The sequence below is a fragment of the Chryseobacterium cheonjiense genome (assembly GCF_012927265.1).
GTDB lineage: Bacteria > Bacteroidota > Bacteroidia > Flavobacteriales > Weeksellaceae > Chryseobacterium > Chryseobacterium cheonjiense.
Map to the genome: position 1 here is coordinate 232695 of NZ_JABBGF010000004.1, position 17995 is coordinate 250689.

8 protein-coding genes are annotated in these 17995 nt (G+C 38.6%); 5 read left to right on the forward strand and 3 right to left on the reverse strand.

What is annotated here, in order from left to right:
• The first annotated feature begins 90 nt into the window (after window positions 1-90).
• Window positions 91-705: a 4'-phosphopantetheinyl transferase family protein gene (locus HHL20_RS18820; protein ID WP_169232687.1), complete on the forward strand. Its 615-nt coding sequence runs from the start codon at window positions 91-93 to the stop codon at window positions 703-705.
• On the opposite strand, the gene HHL20_RS18825 is transcribed toward HHL20_RS18820, so the two are convergent.
• Together HHL20_RS18825 and HHL20_RS18830 are read right to left on the reverse strand one after the other, a co-directional pair.
• A complete protein-coding gene (locus HHL20_RS18825) occupies window positions 686-2968 on the reverse strand; it encodes an FUSC family protein (protein WP_169232688.1) in 2283 nt (760 codons plus the stop codon). The two genes, HHL20_RS18820 and HHL20_RS18825, sit on opposite strands and share 20 nt — an antisense overlap.
• A gap of 221 nt (window positions 2969-3189) precedes the next feature.
• Window positions 3190-4428, reverse strand: coding sequence for a tyrosine-type recombinase/integrase (locus HHL20_RS18830; protein WP_169232689.1), 1239 nt, complete (start codon window positions 4426-4428; stop codon window positions 3190-3192).
• Between the two features lie 369 nt (window positions 4429-4797).
• Between HHL20_RS18830 and HHL20_RS18835 the strand changes: the two genes are divergently transcribed.
• From HHL20_RS18835 to HHL20_RS18850, 4 genes are all read left to right on the forward strand, one after another.
• Complete coding sequence (locus tag HHL20_RS18835; protein WP_169232690.1) at window positions 4798-5436, forward strand: hypothetical protein; 639 nt, start codon at window positions 4798-4800, stop codon at window positions 5434-5436.
• Window positions 5437-5610: 174 nt separating this feature from the next.
• A complete protein-coding gene (locus tag HHL20_RS18840; RefSeq protein ID WP_169232691.1) occupies window positions 5611-14667 on the forward strand; it encodes a beta strand repeat-containing protein in 9057 nt (3018 codons plus the stop codon).
• Between the two features lie 65 nt (window positions 14668-14732).
• Entirely contained in the window at window positions 14733-15221 is a 489-nt protein-coding gene (locus HHL20_RS18845) for a hypothetical protein (RefSeq protein ID WP_169232692.1), read from the forward strand.
• 246 nt (window positions 15222-15467) lie between these two features.
• Window positions 15468-16424: a hypothetical protein gene (locus HHL20_RS18850; protein ID WP_169232693.1), complete on the forward strand. Its 957-nt coding sequence runs from the start codon at window positions 15468-15470 to the stop codon at window positions 16422-16424.
• Between the two features lie 378 nt (window positions 16425-16802).
• On the opposite strand, the gene porV is transcribed toward HHL20_RS18850, so the two are convergent.
• Window positions 16803-17966, reverse strand: a complete 1164-nt coding sequence (gene porV / locus HHL20_RS18855) for a type IX secretion system outer membrane channel protein PorV (protein ID WP_169232694.1) — start codon at window positions 17964-17966, stop codon at window positions 16803-16805.
• Window positions 17967-17995 lie beyond the last annotated feature (29 nt).

Sequence of the window (17995 nt, forward strand, 5' to 3'; positions counted from 1 at the left end):
TGCAATATTTATTGTAATGCTTTTTCTTAATAGACCTTATCTGCTGAAATCTGTCTATTTTTACTATTTTTATACTATTAAAAACAAATAATGCCACTTTATCGCGATTTTTCTGATGACAATGCCACCATTCTTGTATGGAAATACGACGAAACAGAAGACCTTGACGTCCATAAGCTTCTGGAGCCTGAAAATGCAGAAAAAGTAAAAGATTATCATCCCAAAAAACTTCTTGAGGTATTAATGGTACGTAAACTGTTGAAAGGTCTTAAGCCGCACTCGAAAATTTTGTATAAAGAAAGAGAGCCGTTTCTCTCTCCGAAGGATGCCGAAATTTCCATTACCCATTCTTTTCCTTTTGCGGCGATAGCGATTTCAAAGAATAAAATAGGTATTGATATTGAGAAATTTAATCCTAAAATTCTGAGGGTTATTGATAAATTCACTTATGAAAATGAAAGAGGCTTTATTCCTTTTGATAATGAAGTAACCTTCTATACCATTATCTGGAGTGTAAAAGAAAGCATGTATAAAATCCATCACTCAAAACACTGGTCGCTGAAAAAGCACTATGAAGTAAGACCTTTTGAACTAAAACACCTTCATAATATCAAATGCAGGGTACATGATGATACAATGTCTGATGAATTTAAAGCCAGAGTAGAGTTTTTTGACGACTACTGCTTTACGATTGTTGAGGAATAGCCTTCAGCGATTCTTCGCTTTGTTTTTCATTCTGGTATTTTTCAATGACTTTTCGCTGTTCTTTGGCCACATCGTAGATCAGCTCCAGAATATCATGAATATTTTTTAGTTCCGTAAGATGCGATATTTTATCAGGATCCCTCAGATCATAGGTTTCATTTTCTATCAGCTCTGTTTTTCTTTTCATGATCAGGTCATCCAGCGAAGAATCTTCGGGTTCAATACGGCTTTCCATGTTAAGGGTTTCCGTTATTTTATCACCATTCAGGAGGTTGCATACTTTCTGCATTTCTGCTTCGATCTTGCGGCTCCAGCCTTCGGCGTCTATTTCAGGATATTTTTCATCATCCTTTACATACTGCGAAAGAGAAGCGGTGTACGCGGTAATAAGATGGGACGTGGCAACAAACTGATGAACAACTTCAAGCTTTTTCTGCTGGTTTTTGGGCTCAGAAATCATTCTCTGAAAATTGTCGGAAAGATTGGCCAGTGAAATAATGGCATTTTTACGTTTTACTTTATAATCTTCGATATCAAAACCTTCTTCAAGAAATTTTGAAATCACGCTCTGGAAATAAGTCAGGTTACATTCGGCTGATTTTTTCATCAAATCCAGATTTTGGGTGTGTTCCCATACCGGTAGCACAATGTAAGCCACAAGTGAAGTAATTACTGCCGCAACCATGGTATCGACAATCCTGTCTCTGAAAATAATATTTACATTACCTGGACTCAGAAAGTTGAAACTTAGAAAAACATAGATCGTCATAAATAAAACGGCCCAGAAATATTTGCCTTTCAGAAAGCTGAAACACATGATCATACTTAATAAAAGAATGGCAAAAAGAAGCTCATTAACCTGGATATAATACAGAATGGCATAAGAAATTACAGCACCTGCGATGGTTCCGTACAATCTCAGCAAATTTCTTTTTTTGGTAATAGAGTAAGCAGGTTTTAAAATCGCTACAATGGTAATCAAAATCCAGTAGGTGTGGCCAATTCCCAGAAATTGAAAAAGAGAAAACAGATAGCCTATCAACAAAGCAATCGTAATCCTCAGTGCATGCCTGAAATGGGAAGATGAAAAAGAAATATTGTTTCTTAAAACTTTAATATTGAGCTTTTCTTCATTGGGCATAAACTTTTTGAGATCTAATCCTGTTGAAAGGCTTTTTGCCAGCTTTACATTTTGGGAAAAGACTTTATAGATTTCATTGATTTCTTTTGTAATTTCATTGATACGCATCAGGATCTGTCTTAGCACCATAAAATTCTCGAAATTTTCTGGTGAAATGCGTTTGTTTCTCAGTTCGAAATAGTCGTTATTAAGATATTTCAGCTCTTCCTCCAGATTAAAAATAGGTTTTGCCCTTGTTCCGAGCTGAAGGGATATCCCGATATTGGTAATCTCTTCCGAAAGAAGATTAAGATAATCATGAATTTTCACTAAAATGGTAGTGTCTTCGAAGCTTTGCTGTAATTTCTGATAATCACTTTCCGAAGTCATCAGCTTTTCATGCAGATCCATAGAATTCAGGAACATCAGCATTAAAAGACGGCTGGTCGTGGTTGATTCGTTGACAATGGTCCTGGTTTTGAAAACAGTTTCCCGGGTTTCTTCCTGAAGGTTTTTGATCTCAATCTGTTTGGCGATAACCTGAGTTGTGAGTTTATCAAAATCGGGGTTTTTCTGGTAATAATTGGCTTTAATCTTTAAAAATTCTGCCAGCTGCAGGTAGTTTTCCCCGATCATCTGGCTTGCCAGCTTATAAGGCTGAATGGTCGTTACAACTAAAAATATAAGCAAAAACCAGATGCATCCCGATGCAAAAATCAGCAGGCTTTTGAAAATATTGGCTCCGGTTAAATGTCCGTCAATAAAAATGGCCAGAACAACCAATGATAATGAACCCACTGCTGCAAGTCTCTGTCCGTATACCCCGATTAATGAAAAGAATATTCCAAATACGATAATCTCGGTAAATACCAGGATTTTGATATTCATAACAAGGCTTGCTATCAATGCCACAAATACAAAACAGATGATGGCAAATGTTAAGGCATTTCTTCGTCTTATAAAAGGACCCGGCTGATCTGTAAGGGCTACAAAGCTGGTTCCGAGAGGAAAGAGAAAATACTCTTTAAGAATGCCGAAATGAGCCAGGGCAAGACATGGGAGCACAGTGGCCAAAGTAATTCTGATGGCAGAATATACATATTGACTGGTAACAAATTTTTTGAGCTCCGCAGAATAGTTCATACTACAAAAATAAGAGTTAAATGTGAATTGCAGGTTTTAGTTAGTAACAGAAATATGAATTTTCTTTGAAAAGTTTCATATCATAAAAATTATGGCTGTAAGTTTTATACATCATTCATACCAATATCACTAAAAGCGCAATGTTATACTGAAAATTAAAATACAGCTGTATCAAGATGAAGAAGGAAAAGTATCAGATAACCGTATATTATATACTATCCTTATTGTATTTTTTTCTCAAGGTTATAAATCTTTTCAAAATAATTTCCGAGTGATATAAGCTTTTCGTTATCTGTGGGATTTATGTATTTTAAAAAGACTTGTTCGCTGCTATGCCCTGTTGCATGCATTAAAAGAGGAGTAGGAATTTTACCATAAAAATTAGTGGCAAAACTACGTCGTCCAATATGCGATGATATAGCTTTCCATTTTTCAATTTTAGTTTTCAGACTTCTGAATCCTGTTCTTTTTCTTGTGTAAACTAACTGATTAATTTTAGAAATTTTTGCAATCTGTTTTATGTGCTCATTGTAAATTTTCATAGAAAGAGCTTTGGGAAATTGATCATTGTTCTTGGAAAGAATTTCAGATACGACGGGATGCAGTGGTAATTGAATATGTTTATTGGTCTTTTTTTGAATAAAAAAAATGAAAGGTTTATTATGGATATATATAATCTGGTCCACTGAAAAATGTATGAAATCTGAAAATCGCTGGCCGGTATAGCAGCTTATTAAAAGCCAGTCCCGGGCAATTTCCAGATCATCGGAAATGGCAGTATTTTTAATCCGAAAAATTTCTTCTTCGGTAAGGGTAATTATTTCTTTATACTGTTTTTCACGGCCTACTTCAAGCTCTTTAACATTTGTTTTAATTCCTTTGCGTTCAACGAAATTGAGAATAGTTTTGAAGAATTTTATGGTTCTGTTGATGGTGCTGGTACTATAATTTTCCTTATGTCCAAATTTTAAGAATTCGGCAGCGAAATTGCCGTCTACGTTTTCAATATATATATGTTTGCAAATCTCACCCTGAAATTGTTCTATAAGATTATAGAAAACCATATATCTGTGGTATGTGGAATAGCTTATGGCCTCCTTCCGCGAATTTATATACTGCATCGTATATTTTAAAAATGAGTTGGGGGGCAGTGTTTCCAAATCATCATTACATATTCTGGTGATGAAATTTATGATCGCTTTTTTACTGATCTGGCTTTTTTTTACATTACAGCTTGAAGCATATTCTGAAATATATAACTTAATGGTATTAAGTATTTTATTAAGCTTCTTGTTGCTTTTTTTATAGATGTTTTTAGGTCTTTGTCTGAAAGAATCCCATTCTTCAGGAATAATTTCCAAGGAAGTATTTAGATCAATTGTTTTACCAGACTTATCAGTTATTTTAAGGCAAATGTTAGCTGCAAGATTATTTGGTAATAAATAAAATTTACATGTCATTAGTCGTTTTTTTTTTAGATTTCCAACAAATCTAAATACAATTATTAGTCCTAACAAGACTAATACTTCCTGCAAAGTTACACAAAGTTTTTAAATCTGCAACTGAAATAAGATATTGTTAATCAGTAATTTATGTATGTATTTATAATCACTTTTTAGTGTATAATTTTTTCTATAAAACAATTATTATTAAATAATTAATAAGAATTATGCTTGTAAATTATTGTATCACTTGTTATAAATTTTAAATATTAGTCTTGTTAGGACTAGTATATAAAAAGTAAGTTTTTAAATAATATTTTAGGGAGTGCTCATGATGGTTATATGGTATCCATAAAAATAAAGGGAAACTAACTTTAATGATTGAAAATGAAAACACAAATGATCAAAAATGAGCAGTTAATCCTTAATTTTTTCCGAAAATTAGGCGCTTTTTTTATCATCATTACTTCAGTGTTTCATTATGGACAATCTTTCACGTCAGATAATCCAGCCGTATATATTCGGGAAGGTACCGTATTAACCCAAAATTATGAATCAAAAGAGGAGGTTTCTGAAACAAGTAAAGAAAACACATCAGAAATTATTATTACAGGTAAGGAGCATTTACACACTGCCAATGGCGCTATTGTATATGGTATAAAAAATATATCTGCAAACACAATTAAAAAAAATGAAATTTTCTTTTCCCGTCAACAAAAAATCATTGAAGACAAAAAGGAAGTATCCTGGAAAAAAACTCTGAAAAATAAACCTTCGGTCCCAGCTCAAAACATCAGGACACAGCCGGATCAAAACCGCTTTTACGCGGCCTCTTTATCGGGGCAGACGGTATGTGTAACACCGGGCAGTCACTATCAGAATTTCATATTTTATCATACGATCAGGTATGTCTCTGCAATACAGCATGATGAATATATCAATACAAATTATCACTACCGCTATTCTGTTTTTTCAAAAAATATTATAGATGGTGGAGGCATACGTCCGCCACCCTTTCATTGTTAAAAGACTTTTATCGGGATGCCCGGATCAGGAATTCTTTCCGCTTTAAAAATGATATTACATGATATTCTTGCTGAAAGTTCCTGTTACGATTCATTTATTGTATTACAGTAAATGCTCTTTATTCTGATAAAAGCAGTGAAGAATAAAAATTTTTTACGAATACACACAACAACAATGAAAAAAATCTTATTAATAATATACTGCCTGTTGTTTATAGTTTGGACACAGGCACAGTCTCCCGGCGGCGTTTCGTCCAATCTGGCAGGCTGGTATAGTGCAGATGTCTCTGCCAATGCCACTACGTGGACGGACCGTTCTCCGGCAGGCAACAATCTTACGGGAGCAGGGACACCCACCTTTACAAATTTACTGAATTTTAACAGGGTTGCCACGTTTAACGGCTCCAGTCAGCGTTTCTCACTTGCTACAACATCAGCATCCTGGCCTGGAACCAATACGGCAAATACCTATTATTATGTTGCCACTCCCACAGGAGCCAATGCCTCCAGATCCGTTTTCGGAAAAGGAACAGGAACTACCGCAACAAATGGATTGCACAGCGGTAAAGGTTCTACTGCCACAACGTTGGTTAGTGGTGCTACACCAGCAGGAACAGTAAGTAAGACTTTAGTCTGGGCTCAAAATGTACCCGAGATGATCCGTACAGGATTTAATGGGGGGACTACCGGGGCGCATTATATTTCGGATAACGGCACTGCGGAAACTTCAGCAGGGTCCAGCAATCCTAGTTATGCAGCTAATTCTGCATTTGCTATTGGTTCTCAAAACACCGCGGCAGGTTTTTGGGATGGAGATGTTGCTGAGGTTATAGCGTATTCCGGTAAGCATACCGCTGCAGACTTCAACCGGGTAGAAAGTTATCTCGCGATGAAGTACGGAATTACAAAAGCAAGTAATTATGTAAACTCTGCAGGAACAACCATTTGGACCAGTGGAGGAGGTTATGATAATAACATAGCAGGAATTGGCCGGGATGATATGGGGGGATCTGCAAACAACGGACTCAACCAGAAGCAATCGCAATCACAGAACAGCGGTTTACAGCCGGTAATCGGAAATGTCAACATTACCGATACCAATGCTAATAACACCAACACTTTCAGTACAGATTTATCTGCACTGGTTTTGGGTTCAGATACGGGAAGCACATCCTTTGCCACATCTTTTGTTTTTGGAGGACTGAACAACAGAATGGCAAGAATATGGAGAGTGCAGGAAACCGGAACAGTAGGAACTGTGAAAGTAGCCTTGCCGGCAAACCAGATTACAGCTAATCTATCATCACTGAGTCTGGTTGTGAGCGTAGACGCAACGTTCGATGGTAGTGATACCAGAACTGCGATGACTTTAGAAACATTGGGCGGTATACAATATTATACCGCAACAGTAGATTTTACTTCAGGGCAGTTCTTCACCTTTGCATCTCTGGTAACGGCTCCCGGTGGGGTCATTTCAGGGCTTAACATCTGGTTTGATGCTTCTACAGGAACTTTTTCAGATAACGGAATTACACCGTCTGTAAATAATGGTAAAGTTGCACAATGGAATAACCGTACTAATAATCCAAACTTTTTATCGGTCAACCAGTCAAATGCAACACGGCAGCCGGATTATAAAACTGGATATGTGAATTTTAACCCTGCTATTGAATTTTTTGGTTCATCAACGGCAAACCAGGAATCATTGATTAGGAACGGACTTGTCTCAGATCTTTTTACAAGCAATGCCAATAGTTCTTTTATGTTGTGGAGAGCAGCAACAGGTGTTTTATCAACCACAAATTATACGAACACAGCAAATCGTTATGATTTTTATGCTTCCAATACCGGGCAATTTGGAGGCAATTTTATCAGCACTACAGGTACTCTTTCTACATGGAATATTACTTCTTTTGTTATAAATAGTACAGCTAACCTAGGATCTGTAAATGGAGGCTCTCCTTATTCTTCTATCAGCAGGTCTGTAGATTTAAACACTGCTGTCACAGCAGATTTTGCACTTGGCGGGAGGCCGGACGGACAGTTTTTTGATACAAGCTATATCCCCGAATTTATTAATTACACAAGGGTATTGACAAATTCCGAATTGAATAGAGTAAACTCTTATCTCTCTTTAAAATATGGAACAACCTTAGGAACAGCCTCTAATCTGGTAAACTATACCAGTTCCGATGGAAGTACAATATTCTGGACAGGAAATGCCACTTACCAAAATAATATCGCAGGTATTGTAAGAGACGATGCTTCTGCTTTAAACCAGAAACAATCCCAAAGTGTTAACAGTGGATTGCAGCCTGTAATCGGAAATGTAAATATTACCGACACGAATGCCAATAATACCAACACTTTCAGTACAGATTTATCTGCTTTGGTTTGGGGCTCCGATACAGGAAGCACTTCTTTTGCCACTTCATTTGTATTTGGAGGACTCAACAACAGAATGGCAAGAATATGGAGAGTGCAGGAAACAGGAACAGTAGGAACAGTGAAAATTGCTTTACCGACAAGCCAGATCTTAGGTAATTTATCTTCTCTTAGTTTGGTGGTAAGTGCAGATGCAACGTTTGATGGAACAGATGCTCGAACTGCGATGACTTTAGAAACTTTGGGCGGAGTGCAGTATTATACAGCAACGGTAGATTTTACTTCCGGACAGTTCTTTAGCTTTGCAGCTTTTATAACAGCGCCGGGTGGAGTGTTAGGTTCATCTCTTTGGTTGAAAGCCGATACAGGAACCAACACCACTGTAAATGGTAGCACCATTACCGCTTGGAATGACCAAAGTGGAAACAGCAGGCATGTTACTCAAAGTAATGGAAACGGGTCTGTTCTTTATAATACAGTTGTGGGTAACACAAGATTTAACTTTAATCCTTCATTGTATTTTGATACCACAACCGATGCTTTAAGAAGTGCTGCCGGCGTTAATATATTTAACACGAACAATCAAAGTGCTACAATATTTGGTGTTTCCGACCAGGATGATTTTGAATTGTTACAGGTTAATCATACTTCTATATCAGCATTTGGACCTGGTTATGCTTATGATAGTCCGGATATAAGATCTTCGGGTATATTCTCTTACAATAATAATATATCCAATTCAATATTATTATCTCCGGGTAATTTTGGATCAAATACAACCAGAATCAGTACCATTTCACTTATAGAAAACGCAGCTACATCAGACCAGGCAAGATTTTCATACAATGGTGGTGTGTTTTCATTATCAACCGGAGAATATGAGTTGGGAACTGACCGATTTTTGATTGGCGGTGATGGATTTACCGGTGGCGATAATGCTACCTCTATTGGAAATGTTTCAGAAATTATTGCTTATGAATCTCAATTAAGTAATGTTGAAATGTTAAGGATACAATCATATTTATCCATTAAATATGGTACTACCTTAAATCAGGCCATATTACAAAACTACTTAGCTTCCGATGGTACTACAATATATTGGAACGCAACCACGAATACCGGTTATAACAATAATATAGCGGGTATTGCGAGGGATGATTTCTCTGGATTAAACCAAAAACAATCGCAAAGTGTTAACACTGGTATTCAGCCTGTAATCGGAAATGTAAATATTACCGATACCAATGCCAATAATACCAACAATTTTACGGCAGATTTATCTGCTTTGGTTTGGGGCTCCGATACAGGAAGCACTTCTTTTGCCACTTCATTTGTATTTGGAGGGTTGAATAACAGAATGGCAAGAATATGGAGAGTGCAGGAAACCGGAACAGTAGGAAATGTTAAGGTGGCTATACTAGCGAGCCAGATTACAGCAAATGTATCTTCTCTTAACTTGGTGGTAAGTGCTGACGCAACGTTTGATGGCACTGATACAAGAACAGCGATGACACTGGAAACTTTGGGCGGAGTGCAGTATTATACCGCAACTGTAGATTTCACAACAGGGCAATTCTTTACATTTGCTTCTTTCGTAACGGCACCTGGTGGAGTATCAGGTATAAATTTATGGTACAAAGCAGATCAGGGAGTGACCACTTCTACAGGAGTATCTCAATGGAATAATTCTGCACAAAATGCTTATAACTTAACTCAGGGTACGGCGGCAAACCAACCGGTTTATAATACAACGACCAATATTATAAATTTTAATCCTTCAATGCGTTTTGACGGAACGAATGATAATTTACAGGCAGCCAATGTACCTATTAGTGAGGTAGCTTCGGGCAGCAACCCATATGCTTCTTCTCATTATATTGTATACAGGGGATTATCTACAACTAATGGACCATTATATGTAAGTGCTACCAACACTCCCTCAATTTGGAATGTAGGTTCACAAACAGATGGTCAGGTATTAATTACAAATAGGTATATATCTACCTCAGCAGTAAATGTTAATGAGACAAGATTACAAGCCTTTGATGGAACATCAAATGCCGCAAGTTCGTATTTAAATGGATTATTGATGTCATCAACATTAAGTGCCTCCACAGGTACATCGGCGGCGAATCCATTTTTCTCGGTAGGGGTTACGCCTGGAGCATCTAATTATGCTAATGCAGATATTGCTGAGATTGTTGTATATAATACAAACCAGCCGGTTAATAGAAACAGGATAGAAAGTTATTTGTCTTTAAAATATGGGATTACCAAATCCGGAGACTATCAGAATTCTGTATCCTCTATTATTTGGAATGCAACAACCAATACAGGTTATAACAATAACATCGCTGGTATTGCAAGAGATGATGCTTCCGCTTTAAACCAAAAACAATCCCAAAGCGTAAACACGGGTCTGCAACCTGTAATTGGGAATGTGAATATTGCGGCTACTAATGCAGGCAATACCAACAATTTTACTGCAGATTTATCTGCTTTGGTTTGGGGTTCGGATACGGGAAGCACTTCTTTTGCTACTTCCTTTATTTTTGGAGGATTAAATAACAGAATGATCCGCATCTGGAGAGTACAGGAAACCGGAACGGTAGGAACGGTGAAGATTGCTATACCGGCAAGCCAGGTTGCAGGAAATATATCTTCTCTTAACTTGGTGACAAGTGCAGATGCAACGTTTGATGGCAGCGACCCAAGAACAGCAATGACATTGGAAACGTTAGGCGGCGTGCAGTATTATACCGCAACCGTAGATTTTACTTCCGGACAGTTCTTTACTTTTGCTGCAGTAGCAACAGCTCCGGGTGGAGTATTGGGTACAACAAGCTGGTTTAAATCGGATGCTGATGTGACACTTAATGGAAGTACGGTAAGTGCATGGAAAAACCAGTCAGCAAATGCTAATCTAGCAAACCTGTCACAGGCAACAGCTTCAAGACAGCCTTCTTACAGCAGCAATGGATGGAATTTTAATCCAAGCATTACTTATGACGGAAATTCTGACATTTTGGAAAGCACCTTCCCGAGTATGTTAAATGTTTTAAATGCTACTAATAATGAAATGTTTGGAGCATTAAGTGTTACCGGAGGAAGCGGGGCAAGAGTATATTTTCAAATATCAGACAATGGTCTTATCAACCCAAGACTTTCCCTTGAAAATGCAATAGCGCATTTCCCATCTACATCAGGTTTTATTACTAATACAGGTTTAAGCCAAACGAGCAGTTTACCTAGTATTATTAATTTTTCATCAGGTTCGGGTAATTTATCGTATGCTATAAATGGGAATACGCCTGCAACCGGTACATTTTCAGGGTCCATTACAGCAGGATCTGTTCCGAGATATATGCTAGGTGGCTATAACAGTTCTGGCAGCTATGCAAATTTTACCTCAGGAAATATCAATGAAGTAATTACCTATGACAAAACCTTAACAACGACGGAAAGACAAAGAGTACAAAGTTATCTGGCTGTCAAATATGGACAGACATTAGCTCATTCTTATTTGAATTCTTCAGGAACAGCAATTTGGGATATTACTACTAATACAGGATATAATAATAATATCACAGGAATTGCAAGAGATGATTTCTCCGGATTAAATCAAAAACAATCCCAAAGTGTTAATACCGGCACCCAAATGGTGATAAGTAATGGAAATATCGCAGCAAGCAATGCAGCTAATACCAATAACTTTACAGCAGACTTATCTGCCTTGGTTTGGGGCGATAACGGTCTTTCTTTAACGTATACTACTTCAGTAACCAATAATATTCCCTCCGGGTTAAACTTTGCCTATCGCATGAGCAGAATCTGGAGAGTTCAGGAAACAGGAACGGTTGGTACAACGAAAGTAGCAATGCGTTCGGCAGCTGTTGCCAATGGAGAAAATGCTTATATCATTGTAAGCTCCAGCCCGACATTTGCCAGCGGAAATACGTGGTATCCGTTAACAACAACTACAACGATTAACGGAGTAGCCCACTATACCGCAGATATCGACTTTACCAATGGTCAATACTTTACCTTTGCAGTAAAGATGATTGGTCCTGGAGGAGTTCCCGGCTCATCTTTATGGGTGCGTGCCGATAAAGCGGGTACTTACAGCAATAATGGAACGGTAAATAACTGGGATGATGTAAGTGTAAATGATAATGATGTTTTACAAAGCACCGCTGCCAACCAGCCTTTGTATAAAGACAACATAAATGATAATTTGAATTTTAACCCGGTATTGTCTTTTGATGGAACCAATGATTATATGGACGCAACCACTTTCACCATCAACGGCTCAACTAATACCTTATTCTCAGCAGTTAAACCTAATGTTGTAAATGTTACACAGGATATTTTGGGCTTCGGTGCAGTAAATTCAAGCAGCGGGGGAGAACTTAGATTTAACAATGCTGTTCTCGAATATGGACAGAATAATGGTACTTTCGTTTCTATTTTTAGTGGTTCAGTTTTAACTGCAGGAACACCTTTGTTATTTGGTTCTTCAATGAATAATGTAGCCAACGGAACGAACCTGTATTATAATAACAGAACCCTTACAACCGGAACAATTGGGCAAATTCCATCTGCTGCTAATCTCGTAAGCATTGGCTCCAGGACTCTTTTTCCCGGTCGTGCTTTCTATTTCAATGGTCTTATCCCGGAAGTAGCAGCGTTCAATTCTGTACTAACAGCAACGGAACGCCAGAGAGTAAATTCGTATTTAGCAATTAAATACGGTATGACACTTGATCAGACCTCATTAACCAATTACCTTGCTTCCAATGCTGGTATTATTTGGAATGCAACCACAAATACCGGCTATAACAACAATATAGCAGGAATTATGAGAGATGATGCTTCAGGATTAACCCAGAAACAGTCTCAGAGTGTAAACAGCGGACTGCAGCCGGTAATCGGAAATGTAAATATTGCCGATACCAATGCCAATAACACCAACAATTTGAGTTCAGACTTATCTTCTTTAGTTTGGGGTTCAGATACGGGAAGTACATCTTTTGCTACTTCTTTCGTATTTGGAGGATTAACGGCGAGAATGACACGTACCTGGAAAGTACAGGAAACCGGAGCGGTAGGATCGGTGAAAGTAGCTTTACCGGTAAGCCAGGTTACAGGAAATATATCCTCTCTTAACCTAGTGGTGAGTGCAGATGCAACGTTTGATGGTAGTGATACCCGAACAGCCATGACTTTAGAAACCTTGGGCGGTGTGCAGTATTACACCGCAACGGTAGACTTTACAACAGGGCAGTTCTTCAGCTTTGCTGCGGTGGCAACAGCACCTGGAGGAGTTTTCCCTGCGTTAGGTGTCTGGTTAAAAGCTGATGCAGGTACGTCTACAACAACTAATGGAAGTACTTTAACGAGTTGGACTGATCAGAGCAGTGGCAGTAGCTTTACAAATGCCGCAGGAACAGTTTTATACCAGACATCAGCTGGTAACAGTGGATTTAATTTCAATCCTTCCCTTAACTTTAGTACCACGAGCACTGCCTTGAGATCCAGCAATACCCTGTTTCCCGCATCTCCGGTATCCAGTGCTACATTCTTTGGGGTATCTAATGTTAATGGTTCCCAGCTTTTAAGTGTTAACAGCAATTTAGAAACCACGGCCTTTTCTTTTTATGATTATCCGTCTTTCAGCAGTAATTCGCTGTTTGCTCGCACGAACTCCAGCAGTGGTGGTTTATTTGCAGCCAATAATAGCTTGACAGGTACTATAAGCCGCATTTCAACAGGAATAATGGCAAACGGAACATCGGTTACATTTTCACTTAATGGTGGTACGGCTACAACTGTTACAGGGACTTATACCACTAATACTGGTGCTATGACAATAGGAGCTGATACCTGGTCTGGCGGCGATGACTTGACGGCTGTAGGAAATGTTCCGGAAGTCATTGCGTATATTCGACAGTTAACAGCCTTAGAGCAATTAAGAGTAGAAAGTTATCTTGCGGTTAAATATGGCATCACTAAAACAGGAGATTATCAAAACTCTGCTGCAACGGTGATCTGGACCAATGATGCTTCCTATCAAAACAATGTATTTGGTATATTGAGGGATGATGTTTCTGCATTACACCAGCGAATCTCCAAATCGGTGAACAGCGGCAGTGTGCTCACCTTATCTACCGATACCAATTTTACCAACGCCAACAGTACCCATGCGGCCATTGGTACAGACCTTCAGTCATTGGTCATCGGGGAGACTACAGGAGCATATACCTTTACCGGTACTGCGCTTACCGCTTCAGGAGTTACCTTCAGTACCACCGAAGCCATGGCGAAACGCTGGAAAGTCCAGGATACGGGAGGTATCAGCTGTATCAACTTACGTTTTGATGCCACTTCATTGCCGGCCTTATCCGGAAATGAACGCTATTACCTGATCGTGAGTGATGATGCCAACTTTACTTCAAACGTAGTGTACCGGGCAGTGACCAGAACCGGCAACAATATTGATGTAAGCGTAAACTTCAGAGACAATAATGTATCCTATTTTACATTAGCCAAAAAAGATCTGGGCATCTCCGGAGGAGACCTTACCGATGTGAAATCCGGTATCAGCACCATTCCTTCCGCAGCTTGGAAGCCAACGCTTCCAAACACCTACCTGGAAATCAATTCCAACTCCAAAGGATTGGTGGTAAGCCGCGTAGCCAGCACTGCTGCAATCGTAAACCCGATTGAAGGAATGATCATCTATGATCTTAGCGATAACACGATGAAAGTCTATACAGGCACCATCTGGAGAAAACTAGGGGACTACAGTACAGGAAGTAACGGCAACATCAATATTTTCTGTAATTAAACCATAATAACTAATTCGGGGCTGTACCTGGTTACAGCCCCGGATTTAACAAATTAAGAAAGAAGATGAAAAATATAATAATATTAGCAACACTTGCTCTTGCCGGGTGGTTTCATGCCCAGGTGGCGATAGGAAAGACCACGCTCACCAACAGCTCAGTGGCGTTGGAATTCGGTACCGATGTAAGAGGGATCCGTCTTCCGGTGGTGACAGATGTATCCGCCATGACGGGAACCAACGGCAGTATGGTTTTCGATGCAGCCACGGGCAGCTTCAGGTTTTATGCCAATAATGTCTGGAGTACAGCCACTGCGGGAGGGCAGACCGGAGGAGCTCCAACGGGAGCAGATACCGGAAACGGAGTGATTATAGGCGCCAATTCCAGCAGTGCAACAGGCGCGTTGATTATAGAATCTTCAGATAAGGCTTTGGTATTACCTAGAGCAGTTCTGATAGACCAGCGCACGATAACCGGCGTAAAAGGCCTCGCTATGTGGGATTCTGCCATGAAGGCGGTGGTGGTTTATGATGGTGCAAAATGGAACTATTACTAAAAAAACGCTCTTAGATTCAGACAATTGTAAATACCAAAGGGATATCCCTTTTTACATGGAATTAAATAAATTAACATGTATTGATAATTAATTGTCATCTGTTATGAATTTAAACATACCTCTTACTTGCTACCAAGTAAAGCGTTCACTTCGGAGCAAGAAGGGTGGTTACTTGCCGGGAGTTTAAAAAGTCCCTGGTAATATGTCCGAACGAATTATAATAACACATTTGATCTTAAACACCAGATGAGCGGACATAGTCTGGTGTTTTTAAAAAATACTAAATCTATATACACGATAATTATTACTTATCATAAAAATATATTCAATGAAAAGCATAATTACAATGGCTGCCTGTTATTCAGTCTAACGGCTTATTCTCAAGTGGGGATCAACACAAATAATCCAAAAGCAAGTCTGGATATCTCCGCAAAAACTACAGACGGCAGCAAACCGGAAGGGCTTATTGCCCCTAGGTTAACGGGTGACCAGATCCGGGCAGGCGATAACCAATACGGAACTGCGCAAAAAGGAGCTATTCTTTATGCCACCTCAGCGGTAACTTCACCAAGCACTAAAACTGCAAATATTACGGCAGAAGGGTATTACTTTTTTGATGGTACTTCATGGCAGAAAATTACCGGTGCAGCTTCTGCAGGAGATACGACCAATGATGCATGGATTAATGATACCGCCAACTCAATGGTAAAGCTGGGAACGAAATCAGATGGGACGGCTAGAACTGCAGGAACGGATGTTGTTGTAAATGATGCCGGACAAATGGGCTTAGGAACAAGTTCTCCAGCAAATAAACTAGATATAAATGGAGATGGTATAAATAATCCGGTAAGAATAAGAAATGTTTTAAGTGAAGCAATTAATGAACAAAATTTTAACTTGGTATTAAATGCTAATGGAGAAATTAAAAAAAGTCAGAGATCAAGTACACCAATGTATTTTCAAAAATATATTCTTTCGAATGTAAATGCTGATTGGGTAGAGAATTATGATACAAAAATACCTAGTAACAAGTATACCCTAGTTGTTGTTGGGGCTAATTTTCCATATACACTAAGTGCGGCTGGAGGGACTACAATAGAAGCTTATATTTTAGGAGGTACTTGGCGATTAAGAGCTGATTTTTTGGTACAAGTACTAGTCCTTTTATCAACGGAACGTGGACTATATCAACACTTATTCTAGATAATTCTCAGCTTACCATAAATGCTGATGTTTTACAAAACCTGGGCGGAAATAATTCTGGATCTGCTTCAGCTTCTCCGATTCCATAATAATAGTTTTTTACTATATTTTATAAAAGCTAATAAGTATATAATCTATTGTTTTGTAAAAGAATATCTTCGCAATTTTTCTATTGTGCAATAAATATTAGCCAATATAAAATAAAGTAAGGCGACTTCACATCAAGGGGTCGCTTTTTATTTAATATGCTATAACTTCGGTATTTATTCCTATCCAGAATAACAGCTGAATAGCGAAATCAACGCTGTACGTTGTCAGTTATAAAAAAAGAAAAAGTCCCATAAAATAAGGGACTTTTGAATTTGTATGTAAAATTTCTTAATAATCTACATTTGACGTTTCTTCTCCAATATTCCAGGTAAGCCCGAAACGAAGGGTGTTGTCCAAAGCAGTATTGATTTTTGACATATTAATAAGGTAAGAGATGTCAAGACCGAAAGAACGGTATTTTAATCCGATACCTGCCGTAGCAAACTGTCTAGCTCCCTGCTCTTCACTTTCGTGGAAATAACCGGTTCTTACAGAGAATGCGTTGTCATACGAATATTCCAGCGCACCGCTGTACATGATGGAATTTTTATTTTTAAAAGATTTTCCGATACCGGCCATTACACCAACATTCGGAACTTCGTAGATAGGCTGTCTTGTATTCGGGTCTGTTCCTACGAATTCTGAACCGGGAACTAAAATTTTGGAACCTTCAACGCTGATGCCTACTCTGTTCATGTCATCAAGATACATATCGTAACCAACCCCTAATCTTGCCATTGTCGGAAGATAGGATCTTGATTCTTCATTTCCGGTATAATCTAATTTAGGACCTAGGTTCTGTACAGCAAAACCTGCATTCAGTTTCCCGTCCATATTTCCTAAACCTGAAAATCTCGGAGAAGTATAATATCCGGAAACATCTACTGCAAAACTGTTGGCTGGCTTCAGAGTAGTATCTGTATTGAATCCTCCGGCTAAGTCTGAACGGATGAATCTACCGGTAACAGCCATAGAGTAAGAATCCGAGAGTTTAAGTCCATACGCTACGTCTATTGAGAATTCGTTTGGCTTGGAAGTACCCAATGAAGTTACTTCGTTTCCTACTAACTGAGTAAGATCTACTTCACCCATATTGAAGTAATAAATACTTGCCGAAATGGTAGATCGCTCTTCCTGCCCTAAAAATTTATGGAACGCTCCATATAATAAAAACACATCATTGGTAAGTTTTCCCATGTATGGAGTGTAGTTTAATCCCACGGAAGAACTTGTTCTGCTGAAAGGATATTTTGCAGCATTCCAGAATTGAGAAAAAGCGTCAGGAGAGGTAACGACACCCTGGTCTCCCATACCTCCAGCTCTTGCATCTGGCGCGATTCTTAAGAAAGGAGCTCCGGTTAATACAGGTCTTACAAGGCTTAAATCCTGAGAGTAGCCTAAAAAGCCAGCACTTAACCCAATTCCTAAAAGCAGTTTAGTAGTTAAATTCATATGTTGTCTTTTATATATTATCAGTTTTT